The sequence below is a fragment of the Mesorhizobium sangaii genome, from assembly GCF_014207355.1.
In the GTDB taxonomy this organism is placed as follows: Bacteria; Pseudomonadota; Alphaproteobacteria; order Rhizobiales; family Rhizobiaceae; genus Mesorhizobium; species Mesorhizobium sangaii.
The window spans coordinates 197,009-220,278 of record NZ_JACHEF010000002.1 but is presented as its reverse complement, the minus strand read 5'-3'; the positions used below and the strand labels follow the sequence as shown (position 1 = coordinate 220,278).

Here is a 23,270-nt window from a genome sequence, read left to right as displayed (position 1 = left end):
GTGCGAAGGCGAATTCCATCGGACGGCGCCGGTTCACCCGGTGTTGCCCCCGACCTTCCCTAAAAAATCAGCAAATCCCGGCGGTTAGATATTTAGCCGGCTCGGCGCATGCGGGCGGCGAAGAAGCCGTCGAGGCCCGAGCGTTCCGGCGCGCCGAGGTCCAGATCGGCGGGCGTGGTGCGCAAAGTGCCTAGCGGCGTCAGGAACGGATCGATGCCGGCGATCTCGCCTTGCCGCAGCGGATCGTTGGCTATTTCAGCCGTGCCGGCCAGAAAGGCGCGATAGAGATCCTCGCCCTCGAGCGGGTCGAGCGAACAGTTGGAAAAGACGATCCTGCCGCCGGGTCTTACCAGCGTGACGGCGCGGGCGAGCAGCTTGCGTTGCAGGTCGGCGAGCTTTTCGACATCGGCCGCCGTCTTGGTCCATGGCACGTCGGGATGTCGCCGCACCGTGCCGGTCGACGAGCAGGGCGCGTCGAGGAGCACGGCGTCGAACAATTCCTTCGGCTCGTATTTGGTGAGGTCGGCCTGGACGATGTCGGCGGACAGGCCGAGGCGGTCGAGATTTTGCGTCAGCCGCACCAGCCGGTTCTTCGACGTGTCGACGGCGGTGACCTTGGCGCCGGCGAGAATGAGCTGCGCGGTCTTGCCACCGGGAGCGGCGCAGAGATCGGCAACGCGAAGTCCCCTGACATCGCCGAACAGCCGCGCCGGCAGGCTGGCGGCGGCGTCCTGGACCCACCAGGCGCCGTCGGGAAAGCCGGGCAATTCGGTGACGGGACCGGCAAGCTTTTCCACCCGAATTGTGCCGGTCGGCAGGACGATGCCGCCGAGCCGTTCGGCCCATAGCTCTGGATCGGCCTTGACCGAGAAATCGACCGGCGCTTCGTGCCGATGTGCGGCGAGAATCTGCCTGGCCTTTTCATTGCCATAGGCAGCCTTCAGCCGGTCGGAGAACCATTTGGGCGCTTCGTCGGTGGCGTCGAGAGCGGCAGGCAACTCCGTTTCCTTGGCGCGCGCGAGTGTGCGCAGCACGCCGTTGACCAGGCCGGAAAAACGCACCGTGCGCGGATCGGACTTGGCGTGGGTCACCGCCAGGTCGACGGCGGCGCTGTCGGGAATGTCGAGGAACAGGATCTGGGCCACCGCGACATGCAATATGTGCGACAGGGCGGTGGCGTTGGGCGGCAGTGGCTTTTCCAGCCGGCGCGCCAGCAGCCCGGTGATGGTCATGCGATAGCGCAGTGCGGTGACCAGGATGGCGCGGACCAAGCCGCGATCGCGCAGGTCGAGCGCTCTGTATTGCGGGTGGCCGTTCTCGTGATCGGTCAGCCCGTCGAGCGGCGTCCTGGCGTCGATGACGGCGGCAAGCAGGCGCGCCGCCGCCTTGCGGGCGGCAAGACCGGCAACGAAGTCGCCGCCCGCATTGTGTTCCTGATCGCCTGAAACTGCGCGTCGAGGTCCTCTGCCCGCCACGCTCACGACCACCGGCCTTTGGGCCCGGTCGGGTTGCGCCCCCACGGATTGGGCTTCGGCGCGGCAGGTTCCGCCGGCTGTTCAGGCCGCGCTGCCTGATCCCACGGGCCCGATGGCCGCTGTTCGTCTGCCTGCTGCGGCATCGGCGCCTGGCGTGGTGCGACCCGAGTGTCGCTGCCTTCCATCTGGTGCGCCATCGCTTGCAAAGCAGCGATGCGGTTTTCGGTGCTCGGGTGGGTGGAAAACAGACTGTCCATGCGCTCGCCGGAAAGAGGATTGATGATGAAGAGATGCGCCATTGCCGGATTGCGCTCGGCATCGGGGTTGGGAATGCGTTCGGCGCCGCGAGCGATCTTGTCAAGGGCGGACGCCAGCCAGAGCGGGTGTCCACAGATTTCGGCGCCGCGCCGGTCGGCCTCGTATTCGCGGGTGCGGCTGACCGCCATCTGCACGATCATCGCAGCAAAAGGAGCCACGATCATCGCCGCCAGTACGCCGACAAAGCCGAACGGATTGTTGTCGCGGTTGCCGCCGAGGAAGAAGGCGAAATTGCCAAGCATCGAGATGGCGCCGGCAAAGGTGGCGACGATAGTCATGGTCAGCGTGTCGCGGTGCTGCACATGGGCGAGTTCATGCGCCATCACTGCCGCGACCTCTTCATGGCTCAGCCTCTGCAGCAGGCCGGTGGAGGCGGCGACGGCCGCGTTCTGCGGGTTGCGACCGGTGGCGAAGGCGTTTGGCTGCGGATTGTCGATCAGGTAGGTCTTCGGCATCGGCAGGCCGGCCTGTTGGGCCAGTGACCGAACGATGGCGTAATATTCGGGCGCGTTCTTTTCGTCGACCTCAACGGCGCGGTTCATCGACAACACCATCTTATCGGCGTTCCAGTAGCTGAACAGATTGGTGCCGGCGGCGATGACCAACGCGATCATCATGCCGCCCGATCCGCCGATCAGAAAGCCGACGCCCATGAACAGCGCCGTCATCGCGGCAAGAAGCATGGCGGTGCGAAGTGTATTCATCGTCTGCTCCCGTCTCGGTTCCGCTGAAAGGGGGTCGATCCCTGTGAGCTCATCGCTATATGATGGGAAACACCTGTCGCTGTTTCAATCCGCCGGACATATCGCATGAACGACGAAACCAGTAAAACCGATGCCGAGCTTGGCCATGACGTCCAGCCAAAGGCGCTGACGCCGGAGGCCAGCCGTGCGCTCGCGGAAGCCGAGGCAAGGCGCGTGAAATATCTGGAGAAGGAAGCCGCGGCGCCGAAGGAAATCGGCGGCCGTGGCGGCAAGGAACCCGGCCGCTACGGCGACTGGGAGATCAAGGGCCTGACCAGCGATTTCTAGGCGTTGCCGGGGTGTTTTTATGCCGGTCATTGTCCCAAAATCGCTACGCGCTTTGGGCGACCTGCATCAGGAAGCCGCCGCGCTTCGTATCTGCTCCAGACCAAGCCGGCCCTGGGCGTCGATGACCGCTGTCAGGTTGTTGTAGTCAAGGATAGTTTCATGCGGCGTTTCCATCTTGTGCTGGTGTGTCGCGGTGATCACCACCACCGTGGCGCCGGCCGCCTCGCCCGCCTGGATGCCCGGCGTTGCGTCCTCGAAAACCACGCAGTCGTGAGCGTCGAAGCCAAGCCGTTCGGCCGCCAACAGGAAGCAGTCGGGGGCAGGCTTGCCGTGAACCACGTCTTCCGCCGTGACCATTGTCGCCGGACGCGGGATGCCAGCCGCTTCGATCCGCACCAGCGCAAGCGCGAGCGGCGATGACGTTACGATGGCCCAGCGATCCGGCGGCAGCGCACTTAGGAATGCAGCGGCGCCGGCGATCGCATTGACCCCTTCGACATCGGCGATTTCGGCCCGTGTAATCTCGTTCGCCTCGTGCTGTGGGTCGACCCCGGGAAGTGCCAGCCGGCGCACGGTCTCGATGGCCCGCCTGCCATGCATCGTTGGCAGGAAAGTCGCCACGTCGAGGCCGTGCCCCATCGCCCAATTGCTCCAGACGCGTTCCGCGGCCGCGGTCGAATTGAGCAGCGTGCCGTCCATATCGAAAAGGAAGGCCGCGAATTTCTTGCCTGCGAACATGGTTTTCCTTGAATTGGGGGAGCGCTTGCGGCGGTCGCCGAACCTAACGTCGCGGCGTCGGTATGGGAAGGCGCGAGGGCCCGTTTTTCGATAGTCCCAGGGAACCACAGTCCGTCCTCTCGCGTTTGAGCAAAACTGTTTTCCACGACGATCGAAGGGGGACTGCGATGCTGATCCGGCTCGGCTACGAAATCGCCATAGAGTGCACCGCGGCCACCCCGGTGATTTCGCTGCTCGAGATCCACAAGGACAGGCACGCCGACATCAAGCGACAGACGCGGGTGCTGACGTCGCCTGCGGTGTCGACCAGGCTCTACCACGATCTGTATGGCAATGGCTGCCGTCGTTTCACCGCGCCCGCCGGCGGTTTTCGCATCCTTTATGATGCAGTCGTCGAGGACAGCGGCGAGGCCGACGAAGTCAACACACTGGCCAGGGAAGTGCCGGTCGCGGAGCTGCCCGACGAGGTGCTCGGTTATCTCCTCGGCAGCCGCTATTGCGAGACCGATCATCTCAGCGCCCTGGCGTGGCAGCTTTTCGGCCATGTCCCCTCGGGTTGGGCGCGGGTGCAAGCGATCGTCGACTATGTCCACAACCGGCTATCCTTCGGCTACGGCTATGCGCGTTCGACCCGCACCGCGGCACAGGCCCATGAGGAGCGCGTCGGTGTCTGCCGCGACTTCGCTCATCTGGCGATCACGCTCTGCCGCTGCATGAACATTCCTGCGCGCTATGTGAACGGCTATCTCGGCGACATCGGCGTGCCGGCCGATCCGGCGCCGATGGATTTCTCGGCGTGGCTGGAGGTGTTCCTCGACGGCAAGTGGTACACATTCGATGCCCGCCACAACACGCCGAGGGTCGGCCGCGTCGTCATAGCGCGCGGCCGCGACGCCACCGACGTGCCGCTGCTGCACAGTTTCGGCCCGCACCAGCTCAGCCTGTTCAAGGTGTGGACCTACGAGCAGGAAGGCAATCTGTTCAACCCGCCCTATCATGGCATCGACAGGACGGTCAGCGCGCAGATGCTGGCCTGATCTCTCGGTAGCCGAGGGGTATGTGATCCGGAGGTTGACGCCTGTCCCCGTGGCTTGATCATGGTAAGCGGTTCGTAAACGAGGCCGAAAAAGCGTCTTTCCATTTACCAGTCATTCACCTTTGCGCAGCTCGAACCCAAACAAAAACAACAAGTTGTTGGTGGATGGTTGGGTCTTCTGTGCCGTAGCGGTGTCACCCGGCCGGGATCCTGCATTGTCCTTCCCGCGGCGACGAGGCCGAGGCGAGTGGAGGCTGCAGGATGCGGAATTTCCGCTGGACGCTGGTCCAAAAGGAAAAGGCCGCCGCTTCTTTCGAAGCCGGCGGCCTTCCGTGTTTCCGTCCGTGGCGCGGCCAATGGCGGTGACCCGTGAGGTCACCTACCGCGCATCTCGCGCCTTAACGGGAAGTCTGCTTCCCGAAAGTGCAATCCGCTGAGGCCACGTTCTGGAAAACGAAATCACTCGACATCGGATCACCTCCTTTCGATTTGTTGAACACACTGAGATGATGGGGTCTGAATTGGCAAATGGCAAGGCGTCACCCTCAAAAAGCCGGGTGTGTGTCTTTCCGGCCATTCTGCCCACCCCGTCTAGCCAGACGGGCTGGCCAGACGGGGTGGCTTGCGGTCCGGGGGCAAACGGACAACATTGGCGCTCTGGCTTCGGGGAGGAAGCATGGACGCCACCGACAGGGCCGCGCGGATCGTTCGAACGGTTGTTGAAACGCTGAAGCCGGGCTTTGCCGTCAGATTGTGGACCGGCGAGCGGATCGGTCCCGCCGGCGGTCCGGTGCTGGCCATCAACGACCAGGACATCGTCTGGCAATTGGCGCGCCGGCCAAATTTTTCGACGCTGCTCGAGATGTGGATTTCCAAGACGATCGACGTCGAGGACGGGTCGCTGTTCGATCTCTATGCCTTGCCCTCACAGGGCAAGCTGAGGTTGAAGGCGTTGCCGAAACTGGCGATCCTGCGCGACCTGCCCGCAGTCCTGTTCTCGCGAAAGCAGATGACGCGCCGAGCCGATCTTGCCGGCCGCAACCCCTTCGTCAGCGGTTCGAACAAGCAGGCGATCGAGCATCATTATGACATTTCGAACGCGTTCTACGGGCTCTTCCTCGATGAACGTATGGTCTACACCTGCGCCTATTTCACCGATTTCGCCAACGGCATCGACCAGGCGCAGCAAGACAAGCTCAACCATATCTGCCGCAAACTCAGGCTGAAGCCCGGCGACCGGCTGCTCGACATAGGCTGCGGCTGGGGCGCGATGCTGATCCATGCCGCCAAGCACTATGGCGCCATCGGCCATGGGGTCTCGTTGTCGGAGGAGCAGACACGACTGGCGCGCGAGCGCATCCACGCCGAGGGTCTCGATGATCGGATCACCATCGACATAAAATCCTATACGGAACTGAGCGGCAGCTACGACAAGATCTCGTCGATCGGAATGTTCGAGGCCGTCGGCCTCGCCAACCACGCCACCTATTTCTCGACCATCCATCGCTTGCTCAAGCCAGGCGGAATATATCTGCACCATGCCATCACCCGGCGCGGCAAAGGCAGCGCAAAGAAGACGCTGCGCAAGGGCGCCGAATACAAGGCGTTGATCAAATACATCTTTCCCGGCGGCGAGGTCGACACCATAGGCATGACGCTCGGCAATCTCGAGGCGCATGGCTTTCTCGTCCACGATGTCGAGAACCTGCGTGAACACTATGCCCGCACCTGCAGGCTGTGGGCGGAACGCCTGCACGCGAGGTTCGATGAGGCGATCGCCGAGGTCGGCGAAGCCAAGGCACGCCTGTGGCTGCTTTACCTGACGGGCTGTTCGATCACCTTCGAACGCGCGTCGGCGCAGATTTTCCAGACCGTCGCCACCAAGCGTGCGCGGGGCTCGAGCGGCTTGCCGCCGACGCGGGCGGATCTCTACCGGTGATCAGACGAATCGCATCGCCGCGCCGATTTCGACGCGGGCGGGCTGGTCGACCGTGCAATAGACGCCGAGGTTGTGTGCGTTGTGGCGGACCAGGTTGCGCAGGATGGCCGGGTCGTGATCGAAACCATCCTGCGCAATGATGGTGAAGCCGCAGCGGCGGCACGGCTCGGAGACGGTTAGCAGCAGATCGCCGATCGCCAGCTTGCGGCCGATCCAATCCGTCTCCGGGAACGATCCTTCAACCGGCGCCATGTCGACGACGATGTTGGGACGGAAGCGGCGCGGGTCGGGGACGCCTTCGGGGTGCAATGCCTTCAGCCGTGCCAGCGAAGCCGTGGTCAAAAGGTGGATCGGGGCCTTGCGGTAACGCTCGGCGGTCAACGGTCCGGAATAGCCGGGCGCCGCGTGTTCCCTCCGAAACGGCCGGATCGAGGCCGCGAACCCGAGATAGGCCGAAACGGCGCGATCGCTTTCGGCTCCCGGCGCCACCAGCCAGTCGCCGTCCGGAATGGCAATTTCCAGGTCGCGGGTTGGCGACAACCGGGTCTTGATGCGCGGCACCTTGTGCCATTTCGCATCGCGGTCCGGCCGTGCGATCTCATTGTCCGTGGCATCGACGAGACCGAACATGCGGTCGCCGTCGATGCTTTCGTGACCCACCGAAATGGCGCCCAAGTGCTCGCCGGCGAGCGAACTTGCCGGATAGCGCCAAAGCTCGGTGACCGAACCCACCGCGACTGTCGATTGCATCAGCTTTTCTTGTTCTGCCGGTTGGAGATCAGGTCCTCGACGACCGCCGGATCGGCGAGTGTCGAGGTGTCGCCGAGTGCCGAAAAATCGTCCTCGGCGATCTTGCGCAGGATGCGACGCATGATCTTGCCCGAGCGCGTCTTGGGCAGGCCGGGCGCGAACTGGATTTTGTCGGGCGAAGCGATGGCGCCGATCTCCTTGCGGACATGGGCGATCAGTTCCTTGCGCAATTCCTCGCCCGGCTGTTCGCCGGCCATCAGCGTGACGTAGCAGTAGATGCCCTGGCCCTTGATGTCGTGGGGGTAGCCGACGACGGCAGCTTCCGAAACCTTGTCGTGGCTGACCAGGGCCGATTCGACTTCGGCCGTGCCCATGCGGTGGCCGGAGACATTTATGACGTCGTCGACGCGGCCGGTAATCCAGTAGTAGCCGTCGGCGTCGCGGCGGCAGCCGTCGCCGGTGAAGTACTTGCCCTTGTAGGTCGAGAAGTAGGTCTGCACGAAGCGGTCGTGGTCGCCATAGACGGTCCGCATCTGGCCGGGCCAGGAATCGGTGATGCACAAATTGCCGTCGGCCGCGCCCTCCAGCACCTTGCCCTCGCCGTCGACCAGCTGCGGCTTGACGCCGAAGAAGGGCCGCGTCGCCGAACCTGCCTTGAGGTCGGTGGCGCCGGGCAGCGGCGTGATCAGGATGCCGCCGGTCTCGGTCTGCCACCAGGTGTCGACGATCGGCACCTTGCCGTTGCCGACGACGTTGAAATACCACTCCCAGGCTTCCGGATTGATCGGCTCGCCGACCGAGCCGAGTACGCGCAGCGACTTGCGAGAAGTCTTCTTCACAGGGTCGTTGCCGGCGCCCATCAGCGCGCGCAATGCCGTCGGCGCGGTGTAGAAGATGTTGACCTTGTGCTTGTCGATGACTTCCCAGAAGCGCGACTGCGACGGGTAGTTCGGCACGCCTTCGAACATCAGCGTGGTGGCGCCGTTGGCGAGCGGCCCGTAGACGATGTAGCTGTGGCCGGTGACCCAGCCGACATCGGCGGTGCACCAGTAGATGTCGCCGTCATGGTAGTCGAAGACATATTGGTGCGTCATCGAGGCATAGACGAGATAGCCGGCGGTGGTGTGGAGCACGCCCTTCGGCTTGCCGGTCGAGCCTGATGTGTAGAGGATGAACAGCGGATCCTCGGCCTTCATCTTCTCCGGCTTGCACTCGACCTTCACCGTCGCGACCTCGTCGTGGTACCAGACGTCGCGTCCGGCCACCCAGCCGGTCTTGCCGCCGGTGCGGCGCACGACCACCACCTTTTCGACTTTCGTTCCGGCCTTGGCGGCAATCTCGATCGCCTTGTCGGTGTTGTCCTTCAGCGGGATCGGCTTGCCGCCGCGCAGGCCTTCATCGGCGGTGATGACGAAGGTCGACTTGCAGTCGTCGATGCGTCCAGCCAGCGCGTCCGGCGAGAAGCCGCCGAAGACGATCGAGTGGATGGCGCCCAGCCGCGTGCAGGCCAGCATCGCATAGGCAGCTTCCGGGATCATCGGCATGTAGATGGTGACGCGGTCGCCCTTCTTGACGCCGTGCTTCTTCATCACATTGGCGAGCCGGCAGACATGCTCGTAAAGCTCGTTGTAGGTGATCTTCTTGTCGTCGTAGGGATTGTCGCCTTCCCAGATGATGGCGGTCTGGTCGCCGCGCTTCTTCAGGTGGCGGTCGATGCAGTTGTAGGAGACATTGGTCAGCCCATCCTCGAACCACTTGATCGAGACCTTGCCATCGAAGGAGGTGTTCTTGACCTTGCTGAAGGGCTTGAACCAGTCGATGCGCTTGCCGTGCTTGCCCCAGAACTTGTCCGGGTTCTTGACGCTGTCGGCATACCATTTCAGGTAGGTGTCATTGTCGATCAGTGCGTTTTTCTTCCACGCCGGCTGGACGCGATGGACATGAACCTCGGACATTCCTTGCTTTCCTCCCGAACCAATCCGCCGGCTTGAAACGCCGGCGGGATCGCGGCGACGCGGCCGCGAATTCGGCGGCATTATTACCAGTTCCTTTGCTACGGCAATATTAGACATTGGGTTTGTCGGGAGATTTGGGGGTTTGCGCGGCTGGATGCCGCAGCCAGACTTGCACCGGCTGTCAGCACTCAGGCGATGTCGCTGCTAACTGCATGTTTTCGCGCGGAAAACCCGTTCTCGATCAGGAAAAATCAATAGACAGTTAAGCAACGGCGCGCACAATTCAGCGTTGGGAGGAAAGGAGACTCAACCAAGGGACCGCCGAAGGGGGCTGCAATGCACGACCATTCCGAAATGGACCTGATGCTTAAGGGATATGGCCTGACCACGGCCAAGATCCTCTATCATTTTCCTGATCATCCGCACCTGCTGCAGAGCTACATCTGGCAGGACTACGACATCGCGCCGAAGTTTCCGGTGCTGATCCGCTTCATCGAATTCTGGAAGACGAGGCTCGACGGCCCCCTGCATTCGGTTGTCTACACGCACCAGAAGCTGATCGCGCCGAATGAATGGCGCAAGGTGGATGGCGAGTTCGTGCTGCATTAGGGGGCCGGCGCAGGGCCTTGACCCTCGCTTGCGTTGACGGCCCTGTATGGATGGCGATTGACGGAACGCCTATCGCTTCGTCATCCTGGGGCGCAGCGAGGAGCGGAGCGACGAGAGTAGACCCCAGGATCCATGCCGCGACCTCTCGGCGTTGCTGCGGTCCAGAAATCTGATCCGTCGCATTCCTCGACAGCTGTCACGGCATGGATCCTCGGGTCTCCGCGACGGAGCTTCGCTCCTGCTTCGCCCGTGGATGACGAAGCTAGGGAGGCTCCGCTAATCCCGAACGTGCCCGCCCAAATGAATGATCGTGCCGCTCAGACCGCCGGTGGGTTGAGGCGAGCGAAACCTTCCTGGCGGCGATAGGGGAAATACGGGTAGGGCGCGGTGACCTCGCTTGCCGCGTCGAGTTTCCCGATCTGCTCCGGCGTCAACGTCCAGCCAACGGCGCCGAGATTTTGGCGCAGCTGTTCTTCGTTGCGGGCGCCGATGATGACCGAGGACACGGTCGGGCGATGCAGCAGCCAGTTGATGGCGATCTGCGGGACCGTCTTGCCGGTTTCCTCGGCCACCGCGTCAAGGGCATCCATGACCCGGTAGAGATGCTCGTCCTCGACCGGTGGGCCGAAGCTGGCGGTGTCGTGCAGCCGGCTCTTTTCCGGCAGTTTTGCACCGCGGCGGATCTTGCCGGTCAGGCGGCCCCAGCCGAGCGGGCTCCACACCAGCGCGCCGACGCCCTGGTCGAGGCCGAGCGGCATCAGCTCCCACTCATAGTCGCGGCCGACCAGCGAATAGTAGACCTGGTGCGCGACATAGCGCGGATAGCCGTGCGTGTCGGCTTGCGCCAGCGACTTCATCACTTGCCAGCCGGAGAAGTTGGAGACGCCGACATAGCGAAGCTTGCCGGAGCGCACCAGCTCGTCCAGCGTCGATAGCACCTCCTCGATCGGCGTGCCGGCATCGAAGGCATGCAGCTGCAGCAGGTCGATGTAATCGGTGCCGAGCCGCCTCAGCGCATCGTCCACGGATTTGATCAGCCGCGAACGCGATGAGCCATAATCGGCCGGGCCGTCGCCCATCGGCAGCGAGGTCTTGGTCGAGATCAGCACCGCATCGCGGCGGCCCTTTATGGCTTCGCCAAGCACCTGTTCCGACGCGCCGTTCGAATAGACGTCGGCGGTGTCGAACAGATTGACGCCGGCTTCGAGGCAGATGTCGATTAGCCGCCGCGCTTCGCTGGCGTCGCTGTTGCCCCAGGCGCCGAACAGCGGGCCGGAGCCGCCAAAGGTTCCCGCGCCGAATGAGAGTGCGGGCACTTTCAGGCCCGATGCGCCGAGACGTCGATAATCCATTTTCGTGGCTCCTGGTGGTGTGGAAGGGGATGTCGAAAAGCGATCCGGTTTTGCCGGTGTTACGAGCGGACCGAGACAGGCTCGCCGATCGCAGGGCTGCGATCGAGACGCAGTGCCAGTCCCGCCACGGCGAGCGCGGCGAGCGGCAGCAGGGCGGCGATCCAGGTGAGCGAACCCAAGCCGAGGCCCTGGGCAATCACCGCACCGCCAAGCCAGGCGCCGGCGGCGTTGCCGAGATTGAAAGCGGCAATGTTGAATGACGAGGCAAGGCTTTGGCCCGCACCTTGCGCCTTTTCCAGCACCCACATCTGCAGCGGCGCCACGGTGGCGAAGGCGGCGGCACCCAGCAGGCCGACATAGATCACGGCCATTACCTGGCTGTGGATGGCGAAGGTCATGGTTGCGAGCACCAGGGCCAGCACCACGAGGCTGCCCAGCACGGCCGGCACCAGCCAGCGATCGGCGACCTTGCCGCCGGCGAGGTTGCCGGCGATGAGACCGGCACCGAAGACGAGCAGGATCGGCGACACGGCGGCTTCGCCAAAGCCGCTGATCTGCGTCAGCAGCGGGGCGATGTAGGTGAAGACGGCGAAGACGCCGGCATAGCCGAGCACGGTGGTGGCGAGGCCGAGCAGCACGGGTGTGCGGCGCAGTACGGCGAGGTCGGCGCGCAGGTCGCTCTTTTCTGGTGCCGTCTCGCTGCGTGGCACCAGAGCCAGGATGACGGCGAAGGCCGCCAGGCCAACCACGCTTACCGCCCAGAAAGTCGCCCGCCAGCCAAAGGCCTGGCCGAGCCAGGTGCCGAAGGGCACGCCGAGGATGTTGGCGATGGTCAGGCCGGTAAACATCAGCGCGATCGCCGAGGCCTTCTTGTTGGGCGCGACCAACCCGGTGGCGACCACCGAACCGACACCGAAGAAGGTACCATGGGCAAAGGCGGTGATGACGCGGGCGCCCATCAGCGTCCAATAGTCGGGCGCCAGGGCACAGGCGAGATTGCCAAGCGTGAAGATCGCCATCAGCGCCAGAAGCACGGTCTTGCGCGGCCAGTTGCCGGTGGCGATGGTCAGCAGCGGCGCGCCGATGACGACGCCGAGCGCATAGCCGGAAATGAGCTGGCCGGCGGCCGAGATCGAGACGCCGAGGTCCTTGCTGACGTCGAGCAGCAGACCCATGATGACGAATTCGGTGACGCCAATGCCGAAGGCACCGGCGGCGAGGGCGTAGAGGGCAAGAGGCATGGCGATTTCCACTTCGATGAGGGAGAGCGCCGTCCCGCGCCCCGACCCGAAAGATCGTGTCGCCATGCATTGTGAACCAGACTTGCGCCGGGCACATTTTCTGTGAAATAGATTCACAAATGGCCAGACCCGATATCAATCGCTCCGGCGAGATCGAAGTGTTCGTGCGCGTCGTCGAGGAAGGTAGTTTCTCTTCTGCGGCGCGCGCGTTGCGCATGACGCCGTCGGCTGTCAGCAAGCTGATCGCGCGGCTGGAGGCCCGGCTCGGCGCGCGGCTGGTCAGCCGTTCGACGCGAAAACTGCAACTGACGCCGGAAGGCACCGCGTTCTACGACAGCGGCCTGCGCATCCTGGCCGACATGGCGGCGGCCGAGCAGGAAGCAGCTGCGGGGGCGGCGCCGCGCGGGCGGCTGCGCGTCAACTCCTACGTTCCCTTCGGGGTGCATAGGCTGATCCCGCTCCTGCCGCGCTTCCTCGAACGTTACCCGGAGATTTCGGTCGATCTGGTGCTGACCGACAGTGTCATCGACCTGATGGCGGAACGCGCCGATGTCGCTATCCGCGCCGGGCCGCTCGGCGAATCGCGGCTGGTGGCGCGCAAGCTCGGGCAAAGCCCGGTGGTGGTGGTTGCAGCACCTTCCTACCTCGAGACGCATGGCACGCCGCTAACACCAGCCGATCTCGACAGGCACAACCGCATGGGCTTCGGTTTCGTGCGGCATCTCGACGACTGGCCGTTCCTCGATGCGGCCGGCAACCCCATCATGGTTCCGATCACCGGCAACACGCTGGTCAGCGACGGCGAGGCGATGCGGCTGATGGCGCTGGCCGGCGCGGGCATTGCCCGGCTGGCGCGCTGGCACGTGGCAGCCGATATCGCGGCCGGCCGGTTGGTGCGGTTGCTCGAGGATTTCAATCCGGGCGACGAGGAGGCCACCCACGCCGTCTATGTCGGCCAGGGCCGGCATCTGCCGGCGCGGGTGCGGGCCTTGCTCGATTTTCTTAGCGAGAGCGTACGGCTGACCTGAGGCGAGACGGCTCTCAGGAGCCCTCAGGCTCCCGAGGTGTCTGCGCTGGCGGCTGCTATGCTTTCGGCATGAACGGCGCCGGGCGGCGACCGGCTGCCTGACGCTCCACCATCCAGCCGGGATATTCGGCAGGCAAGGCGCTGACCTCATCGAGGCGGACGAGATCGTCGGTGTCGAGCTTCAGCTGGGTGGCGGCAAGGTTCTGTTCGAGCTGCTCCATGCGGCTGGCGCCAATGATGACGCTCATCACGAAAGGCTTGGCCAGGACATAGCCGAGCGCCACCGTGGCAACGCTCACATCGTGCTTGCCTGCGATTTCGCGCATGACGGCGACGGCCGGCCAGGCGCGCTCCTCGTTGACCGGCGGGAAGTTGAAGGAGGCACGACGGCCCTCGCCATTGCCGGGCGCGCCGGGCCCGTATTTGCCGGACAGCAGGCCTCCGGCCATCGGCGACCATACCATCAGGCCAAGCTTTTCCTCGTTGATGAGCGGCACGATTTCGCGCTCGAGATCGCGGCCGGCGATCGAATAATAGGACTGGATGGTCTCGAAACGGGCAAAGCCCTTGCGGTCGGCGATGCCGAGCGCCTTGGCGATGCGCCAGGCCTGCCAGTTGGAAACGCCGACATAGCGGACCTTGCTGCTGGCAACCAGATCGTCGAGCGCCCGCAGCGTCTCGTCGATAGTCGTCACCATGTCGGTGCCGTGCAGCTGATAGAGGTCGATATGGTCGAGCTGCAGCCGCTCGAGGCTGGCATCGACCGAATCCATGATGTGGCCGCGTGACGAGCCACGCTGGTTGGGACCGTCGCCCATGGCGCCGTGCACCTTGGTGGCGATGACCACCTTCTGCCTGTCGACGCCGAGATCCCTCAGCGACTGGCCGAGCAGCCGCTCGGACTCGCCGAACGAGTAGACGTCGGCCGTATCGAAGAAATTGACGCCGGCGGCGAGCGACCGCGCGACGATCTCGTTGACGCCCTTCTGGTCGAGGCTGGCGATCAGGCCCCATTGGGCGTTTTCGCCGGCGGCGCCGAAGGTCATGGTGCCGAGGCAAAGTTCGGAGACGAACATCCCCGTATTTCCAAGCTGGTTATAACGCATGGTGAGGCTCCAGGTGAATGGTGATGGCACCAATCAAATAGGAACGGTACGTTTCGTTTCCAGTGCTGGCACAACGTGCCTGCCGAATTGGCCCAACCATAGATTTCCGGAGGATGGAAGCGAGTAGGTTAGGTGTCCCAGGGGTTAAACAGCGTCACGCCTGTGTCATCGAAGCCCGTGACGTTACGCGTCACAAGAATGAGATCGTGGACGAGCGCGGTTGCTGCGATGAGCGTGTCCGCGCTGCCGCGAGTTCGCCCTGCTGAGATACGTCCCCACACCAATGCCACGTCTTCCGTCACCGCAAGGATGCGGTCGGCATTGTCGCGGCGAAGTTCCCGCAGCCAAAGATCGAGACGCGTCGCCCTTTCGGCATCGACCTTTCGTTGCTTGACGATCCCACGTTCGATTTCGCCAATGGTGATGACGCTGAGATTCAGAGATTCCGGATCAATCGAGGCCAGCCATTCAGTCGGCTTGGGCAGTCGTCTCTGGACGTCGGAAACAATGTTCGTGTCGAGCAGATACATCAGAGATCGACATCCCGGATCATGGTGTCCGAGCGGCGGTTGACCTCCTCGACGAAATCATCGTCCCAGACGTGGCCAGTCAAAAGATATTCGGCCAGACTTTTCCTCTTTCCAGCCAAGCGGTCGTAGTCTTCGGCAGAGAGCACCACTGCGGCACGCTCGCCGCGCAATGTCACCGTCTGCGGCCCCTCGCTGCGCGCACGCTGAACCACCTTGGAAAAATTGTTCTTTGCATCCTGGAGGTGCCAATTCATAAAATGCTCCTAGCTAGCTTGGCTAGACATATCATTGGCGCTGTCAGGCGACAAGGACTGCAGCACTTGAATTGCCGATCCAGGGGCAGAGGGCGCGGCTATCGGCTGCCGAAGATCGCCGAACCGACCCGGACGCTGGTGGCGCCGAAGGCGACCGCCGTCTCGTAGTCGCCGGACATGCCCATCGACAGTTTGGCGACGCCGGCCTCCTGCCCAAGCTTCTCCAGCAAGGCGAAGTGGGGACCGGGGTTCTCGTCGGCCGGCGGGATACACATCAGGCCTTCGATGGCGAGGCCGTGGACATCACGGCAGCGGGTGACGAAGGCGACCGCGTCGCGCGGTTCGATGCCGGCCTTTTGCGGCTCGGAGCCGGTGTTGACCTGGACATAGAGCTTCGGCGCGCGGCCCTGCCTGGCGATCTCCCTGGCGAGTTCGACGGCGATCTTGTCGCGATCGACCGTCTCGATGACATCGAACAGCGCCACCGCCTCCCTTGCCTTGTTCGACTGCAGCGGACCGATCAGGTGCAGTTCGATGTCGGCAAAAGCCTCCTTCAGCGCCGGCCATTTGCCTTGCGCCTCCTGCACGCGGTTTTCGCCAAAGACGCGCTGGCCGGCCTCGATGACCGGGCTTATGTCGGCTGCGTCAAAGGTCTTGGAAACCGCGACCACCGTCACCGCGCCAGCCTGGCGACCGGCCTCGCGCTCGGCGGCGGCGATCTTGGCCTTGACCGCGAAAAACTGCTGAACGGCGTCGCCCATATGCAAATCCCACTGTTTTGATCCACGTTTTTGACCGACGCGAGACCCATATGGTTGACGGGTTTGCCAAACCATGGTGAACACCCGGACCATATCCAATGAACTGCCGAGCTGTCGCCCGCAGTCCGCATGCTTTTAAGTGAAAAACGTCCCATGGCAACCGAACGATACAATCCGCGCGCGTCAGAGCCCAAATGGCAGAAGGCCTGGGACGCCAGGAAGCTTTTCGAAGCGCACAATGACGATCCGCGCCCGAAATACTACGTGCTGGAAATGTTCCCCTATCCGTCGGGGCGCATCCATATCGGCCACACCCGCAACTACACGATGGGCGACGTGGTGGCGCGCTACAAGCGGGCCAAGGGCTTCAACGTGCTGCACCCGATGGGCTGGGACGCCTTCGGCATGCCGGCTGAGAACGCGGCGATGCAGAACAAGGTCCATCCCAAGGAATGGACCTACCAGAACATCGCCACCATGCGCGAGCAGCTCAAGGTCATGGGCCTGTCGCTGGACTGGGCGCGCGAATTCGCCACCTGCGACGTCGACTACTACCACCGCCAGCAGATGCTGTTCCTCGATTTCGTCGAAAAGGGGCTGGTGACGCGTAAATCCTCCAAGGTGAACTGGGACCCGGAGGACATGACCGTGCTCGCCAACGAGCAGGTCATCGACGGACGCGGCTGGCGTTCGGGGGCGCTGGTCGAACAGCGCGAACTGACGCAGTGGTTCTTCAGGATCACCGACTTCGCGCAGGATCTGCTGGATTCGCTCGACGGCCTCGACGATTGGCCGGAGAAAGTGAAGCTGATGCAGCAGAACTGGATCGGCCGCTCCGAGGGTCTGCTGATTCGCTGGCCGCTGGCCGACGCCATCGGCGGCGAGCATGAACTGGAAGTCTACACGACAAGGCCCGACACCATTTTCGGCGCCTCCTTCATGGCTGTCGCCGCCGATCATCCGCTGGCCAGGAAGGCTGCCGAGACCAATCCGGCGCTGGCCAAGTTCATCGACGAGGTTCGCCATATGGGTACCTCGGTGGCGGCGCTGGAGACGGCCGAGAAGAAGGGCTTCGACACCGGCATCCGCGTCGTTCATCCGTTTGACGACAGCTGGACACTGCCGGTCTATGTCGCCAATTTCGTGCTGATGGAATACGGCACCGGCGCTATCTTCGGCTGTCCGTCCGGCGACCAGCGCGACCTCGACTTCGCCAACAAATACGGCCTGCCGGTGATCCCGGTGGTGATGCCGGAAGGCGACAATCCAGGCAGCTTCCAGATCATCGATGAGGCCTATGTCGGCGACGGCGTGATGATCAATTCGCGCTTCCTCGACGGCATGAAGCCGGATCAGGCGTTCGACGAGGTCGCGAAACTGCTGGAGCAGAAGACCATCGGCAACCGGCCGATGGCCGAGCGCAAGGTGAATTTCCGCCTGCGCGACTGGGGCATTTCGCGCCAGCGCTACTGGGGCTGCCCGATCCCGATGATCCATTGCGAGGATTGCGGCGTGGTGCCGGTGCCGAAGGCCGACCTGCCGGTCAGGCTGCCCGACGATGTCGATTTCGACCGGCCGGGCAATCCGCTCGACCGCCATCCGACCTGGCGCCACGTCAAATGCCCGCAATGCGGCAAGGATGCGCGGCGTGAAACCGACACGATGGACACGTTCGTCGATTCGTCGTGGTATTTCGCGCGCTTCACGGCGCCCTGGGCGCATGAACCGACCGATCCCAAGGCCGCCAATGAGTGGCTGGCGGTGGACCAGTATATTGGCGGCATCGAGCACGCGATCCTGCATCTGCTCTATTCGCGCTTCTTCACCCGCGCCATGCGGGAGACCGGCCATGTCGATCTGGCCGAGCCATTCAAGGGCCTGTTCACGCAAGGCATGGTGGTGCACGAAACCTATCGCGTCGGCTCGGCATCGAATGGCCGTTGGCTGGCGCCCACAGAAGTGCGGCTGGAGGACGTCGACGGCAAGCGCCGCGCCATCGACATCGCCACCGGCGAGGCGGTGACGATCGGCCCGCTCGAAAAGATGTCGAAGTCGAAGAAGAACACGGTGAGCCCGGAAGACATCACCGACGGCTACGGCGCCGACACGGCGCGCTGGTTCATGCTGTCGGACTCACCGCCCGAGCGCGATGTCGAATGGACCGACGATGGCGCCGCCGGCGCGCATCGCTTCATCCAGCGCATCTGGCGCCTGGTGTCGACGGCGGCCGAGACGCTGGCCGGCGTGGAGCCCGTGGCGGCCAATGCCGGCGAGGCGGCAGTGGTTTCGAAAGCTGCGCACAAGATCCTGAAGGCGGTCGGCGAGGATATCGAGAAGCTCGCCTTCAACCGCGCCATCGCCCGCATCTACGAACTGGCCAATGCGCTGACCACACCGCTCAACGAGGTGGCCGAAGGCAAGGCCGATGCGGCGCTGAAAAGTGCCTGCCGGCAGGCCGTGGAGGTACTCGTGCATCTGATCGCGCCGGTCATGCCGCATCTGGCCGAGGAGTGCTGGGAAGCGCTCGGCGGCACCGATCTGGTCGCCGAACGGCCGTGGCCGGTCTTCGATCCGGCACTGGTCGTCGACAACGAAGTCACCTATCCGGTACAGGTCAACGGCAAGAAGCGGGGGGATTTGACAATTGCCCGCGACGCGGACCAAGGTGCGGTCGAAAAAGCGGTACTGTCTCTCGACTTCGTGCAGAAAGCACTCGAAGGTAAGGCTCCGCGCAAGGTGATCATCGTGCCGCAGAGGATCGTCAATGTCGTTGCCTGATCGGGAAAAGACAGAGCTGGGCCGCTTGCTGCGCCGCGTGGCGCTTGCCGGCCTGCTCGGCTCACTTGCGCTGGCCTCGGCCTGCACGGTGCGGCCGCTCTATTCGAGCGAGCCGCTGTCGACGGGCTCGACCGGCAGCGCCAATTCCGAACTGGCGTCGATCAGCATCAAGCCGGTCAACACGCGTTTCGGGCAGCAGGTGCGCAACAATTTGATCTTCGGGTTTGGACGAGGCGCCGGCGAACCGGCCTCGCCGGCCTATTCGCTATTTCTCGGCGTGGGCGAAGCCGTCGAATCCGCGGCACTCGTGCAGGTCGGAACCGACGAAGACGAGCCGACCGCCGGTTCCGTGACGCTGACCGCCAACTACACGCTGACCGATGCCAAGACCGGTGCAAAGATCGCGTCCGGCAGACGCTCGATCACCTCGTCCTTCGACAGGCCGCGTCAGGAATTCGCCGCATACCGGGCGCAGATCGACGCCGAGAACCGTGCCGCACGCGAACTGGCCGAAGCGTTGCAACTGTCCATCGCCCAGGACCTAGTCAAGTACGGCAAGACGGCCGGCTAGCGCTTCACCGTTTCGAACGCTCTCACCTCAAGCGCGGTTATTGCGGGCGATGGTGACATTGATCACGCGCGCCCAAAGTCAGACCGCCCGAGACTGTCGTAGAGATACTGTACCTCACGCCTTGTGGCTCCCCAGGCAGGTTGCCCCGGCGTGAGTGCTGCCTGACAACGGGTCGCTCGTTGCGACCGGTACGATGACATTGCTGTCCCGAGATCGTCGACGATCGCGCCGCCGGGAAGCATCTGTTAACCACTCGCTCCCTATTGCTCGGCAGACGTTTCAGAGCGAGTCGTGAGAATGGAATCCAAGCGTTTTCCCAGGGTCAATTCATTGAAGGCAACTTCGCCCGATGACCCCGGGGTAGAGCGTTTCGAGGGCGTGAGTGGCAGGGCCGGTCGGAAAGCCCCTTCAGCCGCGACAGGCGGCCATGATCGCCCAACTCAGCAGGGACAGGACGGCCGGCAATCCGGAATACACCAGGCGGGCTATTCCGCCCGGGTTGTCGATCTTGGCGGCAGCAGGCGGCCCTATATGGAGCCGAGGGTTGACCAGGGGACGAGCCATGCGTCCCCGAAAATCGGCGACATCGAAAGTCCTGCCTGGCAGGAATATTTCTTCCTCGCGCCCAACGTGCGTTTTACGCGCACGCCTGACTATGAGACCAAGAAGCATCGCCAGCAGAGCGACCCTGTCGTCGAGCAAGGCGCTCCAGACGCGCTCCCAACGCAGCAGGCAGTCACACAGCCCATCGTTGACAAGGCACCACTTGCTCCCTCGCTGCTGGCATTGCCGGTTTCGGTGAAAAGCCGCAATCTGGAAACGGCCCGGTTGCAGGGCAGCAGCGAATCGGCCGCACCAAGGACGTCGCCGCTGGCTGCAGCGTCAGCCGCGCCGGGGCGTGCCAACGACAAGGCACGGCGTGCTCCACCGGTAGCTCCGACGCCGGCTGCAACAAGACGAGCATCCGTGCGCATGGCCGCCGTCTCGGCAGGCGTCGCCCCGACCAAGACAGCCATCCCAGAGACCCTGCGCTGGCCTCATCTTTCGGATCACGCCTTCTTCGAGGTGATGGCGCCCTACCTGGTCGATGTTTCGTCTCAGGCCCGACCTGCCAACCCGGCCACGCCGGCGCCGGCGGCCGCTGGGCGAATTGGCATCAGCTCATCGATGGTGGCCGACGCCACCTCGCTATTTCGTGTCATCGAATGGCTTCCAGGCCAGCCCTCGAAGCCTTTACCTGATATCCGGCCGTCCAACTCGAACCAAGCTGTCGCCCAGCCGAACATGCCGGCGAGCAGTGCGCCATTGCAGGCTGAGGTCGACGCAATCCCCGGTGCGGCAAGGGATGCCGTTGCCGTGCCAATCGTGCCGCGTCGGGACGTCGCCATGCGGGTCGCGGCCGCGTCCCCACGCTTGCCTCTGGCCGGAAAAATCGCGCCTTCGACGGCGGGGGATTCCTATCAGCTCCCCTCCGAAGAGTTGTTGCAGCAGCCACCGGAGGGGCAGGGGTTCTACATGTCGCAGGAGCGGCTCGAGCAGAACGCCGATCTTTTGGAAAGCGTGCTCGAAGATTTCGGCGTGCGCGGCGAGATCATTCATGTTCGCCCGGGCCCGGTCGTCACGCTCTATGAGTTCGAGCCGGCGCCTGGCGTCAAATCCTCTCGTGTCATCGGGCTTGCCGATGACATCGCCCGCTCCATGTCGGCGGTTTCGGCGCGCGTCGCCGTCGTGCCTGGCCGCAACGTCATCGGTATCGAGCTTCCGAACGAAATGCGCGAAACGGTCTATTTCCGGGAGCTGATCGAATCGGAGGGCTTCCGCAAGACCAGTTGCAAGCTGGCGCTCTGTCTCGGCAAGACGATCGGCGGCGAGCCTGTCATCGCCGAGTTGGCGAAGATGCCGCACCTGCTCGTGGCGGGCACCACCGGCTCCGGCAAGTCGGTCGCCATCAACACCATGATCCTGTCGTTGCTTTACCGACTGAAGCCGGAAGAGTGCCGTCTGATCATGGTCGACCCCAAGATGCTGGAGCTTTCCGTCTATGACGGCATCCCGCATCTTTTGACCCCCGTCGTCACGGACCCCAAAAAGGCGGTCACCGCGCTCAAATGGGCGGTGCGCGAGATGGAGGACCGCTATCGCAAGATGGCGCGGCTCGGTGTACGCAACATCGACGGCTACAATGAGCGCGCGGCTGCGGCCCGCGACAAGGGCGAGACGGTCGTGATGACCGTGCAGACCGGCTTCGAAAAGGGCACCGGGGAGCCGCTTTTCGAACAGCAGGAAATCGACCTTGCGCCGATGCCCTATATCGTCGTCATCGTCGACGAGATGGCCGACCTGATGATGGTTGCCGGCAAGGAGATCGAAGGCGCCATCCAGCGTCTGGCGCAGATGGCGCGCGCTGCCGGTATCCACCTGATCATGGCAACGCAGCGCCCTTCGGTCGATGTCATCACCGGCACGATCAAGGCCAACTTCCCGACCCGGATTTCCTTCCAGGTGACATCCAAGATCGACAGCCGCACCATCCTGGGCGAACAGGGCGCCGAACAGCTGCTTGGCCAGGGCGATATGCTGCACATGATGGGTGGGGGGCGCATTTCGCGCGTGCATGGCCCGTTTGTTTCCGACGCGGAAGTCGAGCATGTCGTGGCGCATCTGAAGGCGCAGGGTCGCCCCGAATATCTGGAGACGGTGACAGCCGACGAGGATGAAGAAGAAGCCGAAGCCGATCAGGGCGCGGTCTTCGACAAGGGATCCGTTGCAGCCGAAGACAATGATTCCATCTATGACGAGGCGGTCAAGGTGGTGGTGCGCGACAAGAAGTGCTCGACGTCTTACATCCAGCGCCGCCTCGGTGTCGGTTACAACCGCGCCGCATCGCTGGTGGAGCGCATGGAAAAGGAAGGGCTGGTCGGTGCACCCAACCATGTCGGCAAACGCGAGATCATCATGGGCCGGCGCCCGCAGGTGAGCGCGCCCGACGATGACGGCACCGATTGATCGGCAGGCGCGCGGTTAGCGATTTGACGTCTTCGGTAGCGCAATAAAAAAGGCCGGTTGCCCGGCCTTTTCTGTTTGAAGCGGTGTGATCTCAGCCGATCGCCGTCTTAGCCAATCGATTGGCCGGTCTTTGCCCAGTCGGCGAGGAACTGTTCCAGGCCCTTGTCGGTCAGCGGATGCTTGACCAGTGCCTTCAGCGTCGCCGCCGGCACAGTGGCGACATCGGCGCCGATCAGTGCCGCCTGCTTGACGTGGTTCACAGTGCGAACCGAAGCCACGAGGATCTCGGTCTGGAAATCGTAATTGTCGTAGATCTGCCGGATCTCCTGGATCAGTTCCATGCCGTCGACGCCCATGTCGTCGATGCGGCCGACGAAGGGCGAGATGAAGGACGCACCGGCCTTGGCCGCGAGCAGCGCCTGGTTGGCCGAGAAGCACAGCGTGACGTTGACGAGCCGGTTCATCTCCGTGCGGATGGTCTTGCAGGCCTTCAGGCCGTCCAGCGTCAGCGGCACCTTGATGCAGACATTGTCGGCGATCTTGGCCAGGACCTTGGCCTGCTGCATCATCTCGGAATATTCGGTGGCGGTGACTTCAGCCGAGACCGGACCCTTGACGATGTCGCAGATCTGCTTGGTGACCTCGGCGATCTTGCCGCCGGATTTCAGGATCAGCGACGGGTTGGTGGTGACGCCGTCAAGCAGGCCCAGATCGTTGAGCTCACGGATATCCTTGACGTCTGCGGTGTCGACAAAAAATTTCATGGCGGTCTCCTGACAATTTCGTCGTGCTG

The 23,270-nt window shown here is 63.5% G+C and carries 20 protein-coding genes; 8 read left to right on the top strand and 12 right to left on the bottom strand.

Features of this window, described 5'->3' with window-relative positions; genetic code table 11:
• Nucleotides 1-92 precede the first annotated feature (92 nt).
• Both HNQ71_RS10160 and htpX read right to left on the bottom strand, forming a co-directional pair.
• On the bottom strand, nt 93-1,481 hold the full coding sequence (locus HNQ71_RS10160) for a transcription antitermination factor NusB (protein WP_184872465.1): 1,389 nt from the start codon (nt 1,479-1,481) through the stop codon (nt 93-95).
• On the bottom strand, nt 1,478-2,497 hold the full coding sequence (htpX, locus tag HNQ71_RS10155) for a zinc metalloprotease HtpX (RefSeq protein WP_184872464.1): 1,020 nt from the start codon (nt 2,495-2,497) through the stop codon (nt 1,478-1,480). Before htpX ends, HNQ71_RS10160 begins: the two co-directional genes overlap by 4 nt.
• A 105-nt stretch (nt 2,498-2,602) precedes the next feature.
• On the opposite strand from htpX, the gene HNQ71_RS10150 reads away from it, so the two are divergent.
• Nucleotides 2,603-2,824 carry a DUF1674 domain-containing protein gene (locus tag HNQ71_RS10150; protein WP_184872463.1) on the top strand — a complete coding sequence of 74 codons (222 nt, stop codon included), beginning with the start codon at nt 2,603-2,605 and terminating at the stop codon, nt 2,822-2,824.
• Nucleotides 2,825-2,890: 66 nt separating this feature from the next.
• Here HNQ71_RS10150 and HNQ71_RS10145 read toward each other — a convergent pair whose 3' ends face one another.
• A complete protein-coding gene (locus tag HNQ71_RS10145) occupies nt 2,891-3,562 on the bottom strand; it encodes an HAD family hydrolase (protein WP_184872462.1) in 672 nt (223 codons plus the stop codon).
• Nucleotides 3,563-3,729: 167 nt separating this feature from the next.
• Between HNQ71_RS10145 and HNQ71_RS10140 the strand changes: the two genes are divergently transcribed.
• Nucleotides 3,730-4,599: a transglutaminase-like domain-containing protein gene (locus HNQ71_RS10140; RefSeq protein ID WP_184872461.1), complete on the top strand. Its 870-nt coding sequence runs from the start codon at nt 3,730-3,732 to the stop codon at nt 4,597-4,599.
• Between the two features lie 675 nt (nt 4,600-5,274).
• Nucleotides 5,275-6,537 (top strand): SAM-dependent methyltransferase, encoded by a 1,263-nt coding sequence (locus HNQ71_RS10135; protein ID WP_184872460.1) that lies wholly within the window; start codon nt 5,275-5,277, stop codon nt 6,535-6,537.
• Here the strand turns inward: HNQ71_RS10135 and HNQ71_RS10130 are convergent, their stop codons facing one another.
• Both HNQ71_RS10130 and acs read right to left on the bottom strand, forming a co-directional pair.
• Nucleotides 6,538-7,287: an MOSC domain-containing protein gene (locus tag HNQ71_RS10130; protein WP_184872459.1), complete on the bottom strand. Its 750-nt coding sequence runs from the start codon at nt 7,285-7,287 to the stop codon at nt 6,538-6,540. It lies immediately after the preceding gene.
• Nucleotides 7,287-9,242, bottom strand: a complete 1,956-nt coding sequence (gene acs / locus HNQ71_RS10125; protein WP_184872458.1) for an acetate--CoA ligase — start codon at nt 9,240-9,242, stop codon at nt 7,287-7,289. Before acs ends, HNQ71_RS10130 begins: the two co-directional genes overlap by 1 nt.
• Before the next feature lie 336 nt (nt 9,243-9,578).
• Between acs and HNQ71_RS10120 the strand changes: the two genes are divergently transcribed.
• Nucleotides 9,579-9,851, top strand: coding sequence for an usg protein (locus HNQ71_RS10120; RefSeq protein WP_184872457.1), 273 nt, complete (start codon nt 9,579-9,581; stop codon nt 9,849-9,851).
• A gap of 317 nt (nt 9,852-10,168) precedes the next feature.
• On the opposite strand, the gene HNQ71_RS10115 is transcribed toward HNQ71_RS10120, so the two are convergent.
• Both HNQ71_RS10115 and HNQ71_RS10110 read right to left on the bottom strand, forming a co-directional pair.
• Nucleotides 10,169-11,203, bottom strand: coding sequence for an aldo/keto reductase (locus HNQ71_RS10115; protein ID WP_184872456.1), 1,035 nt, complete (start codon nt 11,201-11,203; stop codon nt 10,169-10,171).
• Between the two features lie 59 nt (nt 11,204-11,262).
• The gene (locus HNQ71_RS10110) at nt 11,263-12,444 is read right to left on the bottom strand and encodes an MFS transporter (protein ID WP_184872455.1); all 1,182 of its coding nucleotides are present in this window, start codon (nt 12,442-12,444) and stop codon (nt 11,263-11,265) included.
• A 119-nt stretch (nt 12,445-12,563) separates the two neighbouring features.
• On the opposite strand from HNQ71_RS10110, the gene HNQ71_RS10105 reads away from it, so the two are divergent.
• Nucleotides 12,564-13,472, top strand: a complete 909-nt coding sequence (locus HNQ71_RS10105; protein ID WP_184872454.1) for a LysR family transcriptional regulator — start codon at nt 12,564-12,566, stop codon at nt 13,470-13,472.
• 55 nt (nt 13,473-13,527) lie between these two features.
• Here HNQ71_RS10105 and HNQ71_RS10100 read toward each other — a convergent pair whose 3' ends face one another.
• The 4 genes from HNQ71_RS10100 to HNQ71_RS10085 all read right to left on the bottom strand — a co-directional run bounded on the left by HNQ71_RS10100 (nt 13,528) and on the right by HNQ71_RS10085 (nt 16,122).
• A complete protein-coding gene (locus HNQ71_RS10100) occupies nt 13,528-14,577 on the bottom strand; it encodes an aldo/keto reductase (protein WP_184872453.1) in 1,050 nt (349 codons plus the stop codon).
• A 128-nt stretch (nt 14,578-14,705) separates the two neighbouring features.
• Entirely contained in the window at nt 14,706-15,107 is a 402-nt protein-coding gene (locus HNQ71_RS10095; RefSeq protein ID WP_184872452.1) for a type II toxin-antitoxin system VapC family toxin, read from the bottom strand.
• The gene (locus HNQ71_RS10090) at nt 15,107-15,361 is read right to left on the bottom strand and encodes a type II toxin-antitoxin system Phd/YefM family antitoxin (protein ID WP_184872451.1); all 255 of its coding nucleotides are present in this window, start codon (nt 15,359-15,361) and stop codon (nt 15,107-15,109) included. The genes HNQ71_RS10095 and HNQ71_RS10090 overlap by 1 nt, the downstream gene beginning before the upstream one ends.
• Nucleotides 15,362-15,459: 98 nt before the next feature.
• The gene (locus tag HNQ71_RS10085) at nt 15,460-16,122 is read right to left on the bottom strand and encodes a YggS family pyridoxal phosphate-dependent enzyme (RefSeq protein WP_184872450.1); all 663 of its coding nucleotides are present in this window, start codon (nt 16,120-16,122) and stop codon (nt 15,460-15,462) included.
• A gap of 153 nt (nt 16,123-16,275) precedes the next feature.
• On the opposite strand from HNQ71_RS10085, the gene leuS reads away from it, so the two are divergent.
• The 3 genes from leuS (at nt 16,276) to HNQ71_RS10070 (ending at nt 22,477) form a co-directional block, all read left to right on the top strand.
• The gene (gene leuS, locus HNQ71_RS10080; protein ID WP_184872449.1) at nt 16,276-18,900 is read left to right on the top strand and encodes a leucine--tRNA ligase; all 2,625 of its coding nucleotides are present in this window, start codon (nt 16,276-16,278) and stop codon (nt 18,898-18,900) included.
• Nucleotides 18,887-19,471, top strand: coding sequence for an LPS assembly lipoprotein LptE (gene lptE, locus HNQ71_RS10075; protein WP_184872448.1), 585 nt, complete (start codon nt 18,887-18,889; stop codon nt 19,469-19,471). The genes leuS and lptE overlap by 14 nt, the downstream gene beginning before the upstream one ends.
• A 297-nt stretch (nt 19,472-19,768) precedes the next feature.
• A complete protein-coding gene (locus HNQ71_RS10070) occupies nt 19,769-22,477 on the top strand; it encodes a DNA translocase FtsK (RefSeq protein WP_184872447.1) in 2,709 nt (902 codons plus the stop codon).
• A 107-nt stretch (nt 22,478-22,584) separates the two neighbouring features.
• Here the strand turns inward: HNQ71_RS10070 and fsa are convergent, their stop codons facing one another.
• On the bottom strand, nt 22,585-23,241 hold the full coding sequence (gene fsa / locus HNQ71_RS10065) for a fructose-6-phosphate aldolase (protein WP_095084171.1): 657 nt from the start codon (nt 23,239-23,241) through the stop codon (nt 22,585-22,587).
• Between the last annotated feature and the right edge of the window lie 29 nt (nt 23,242-23,270).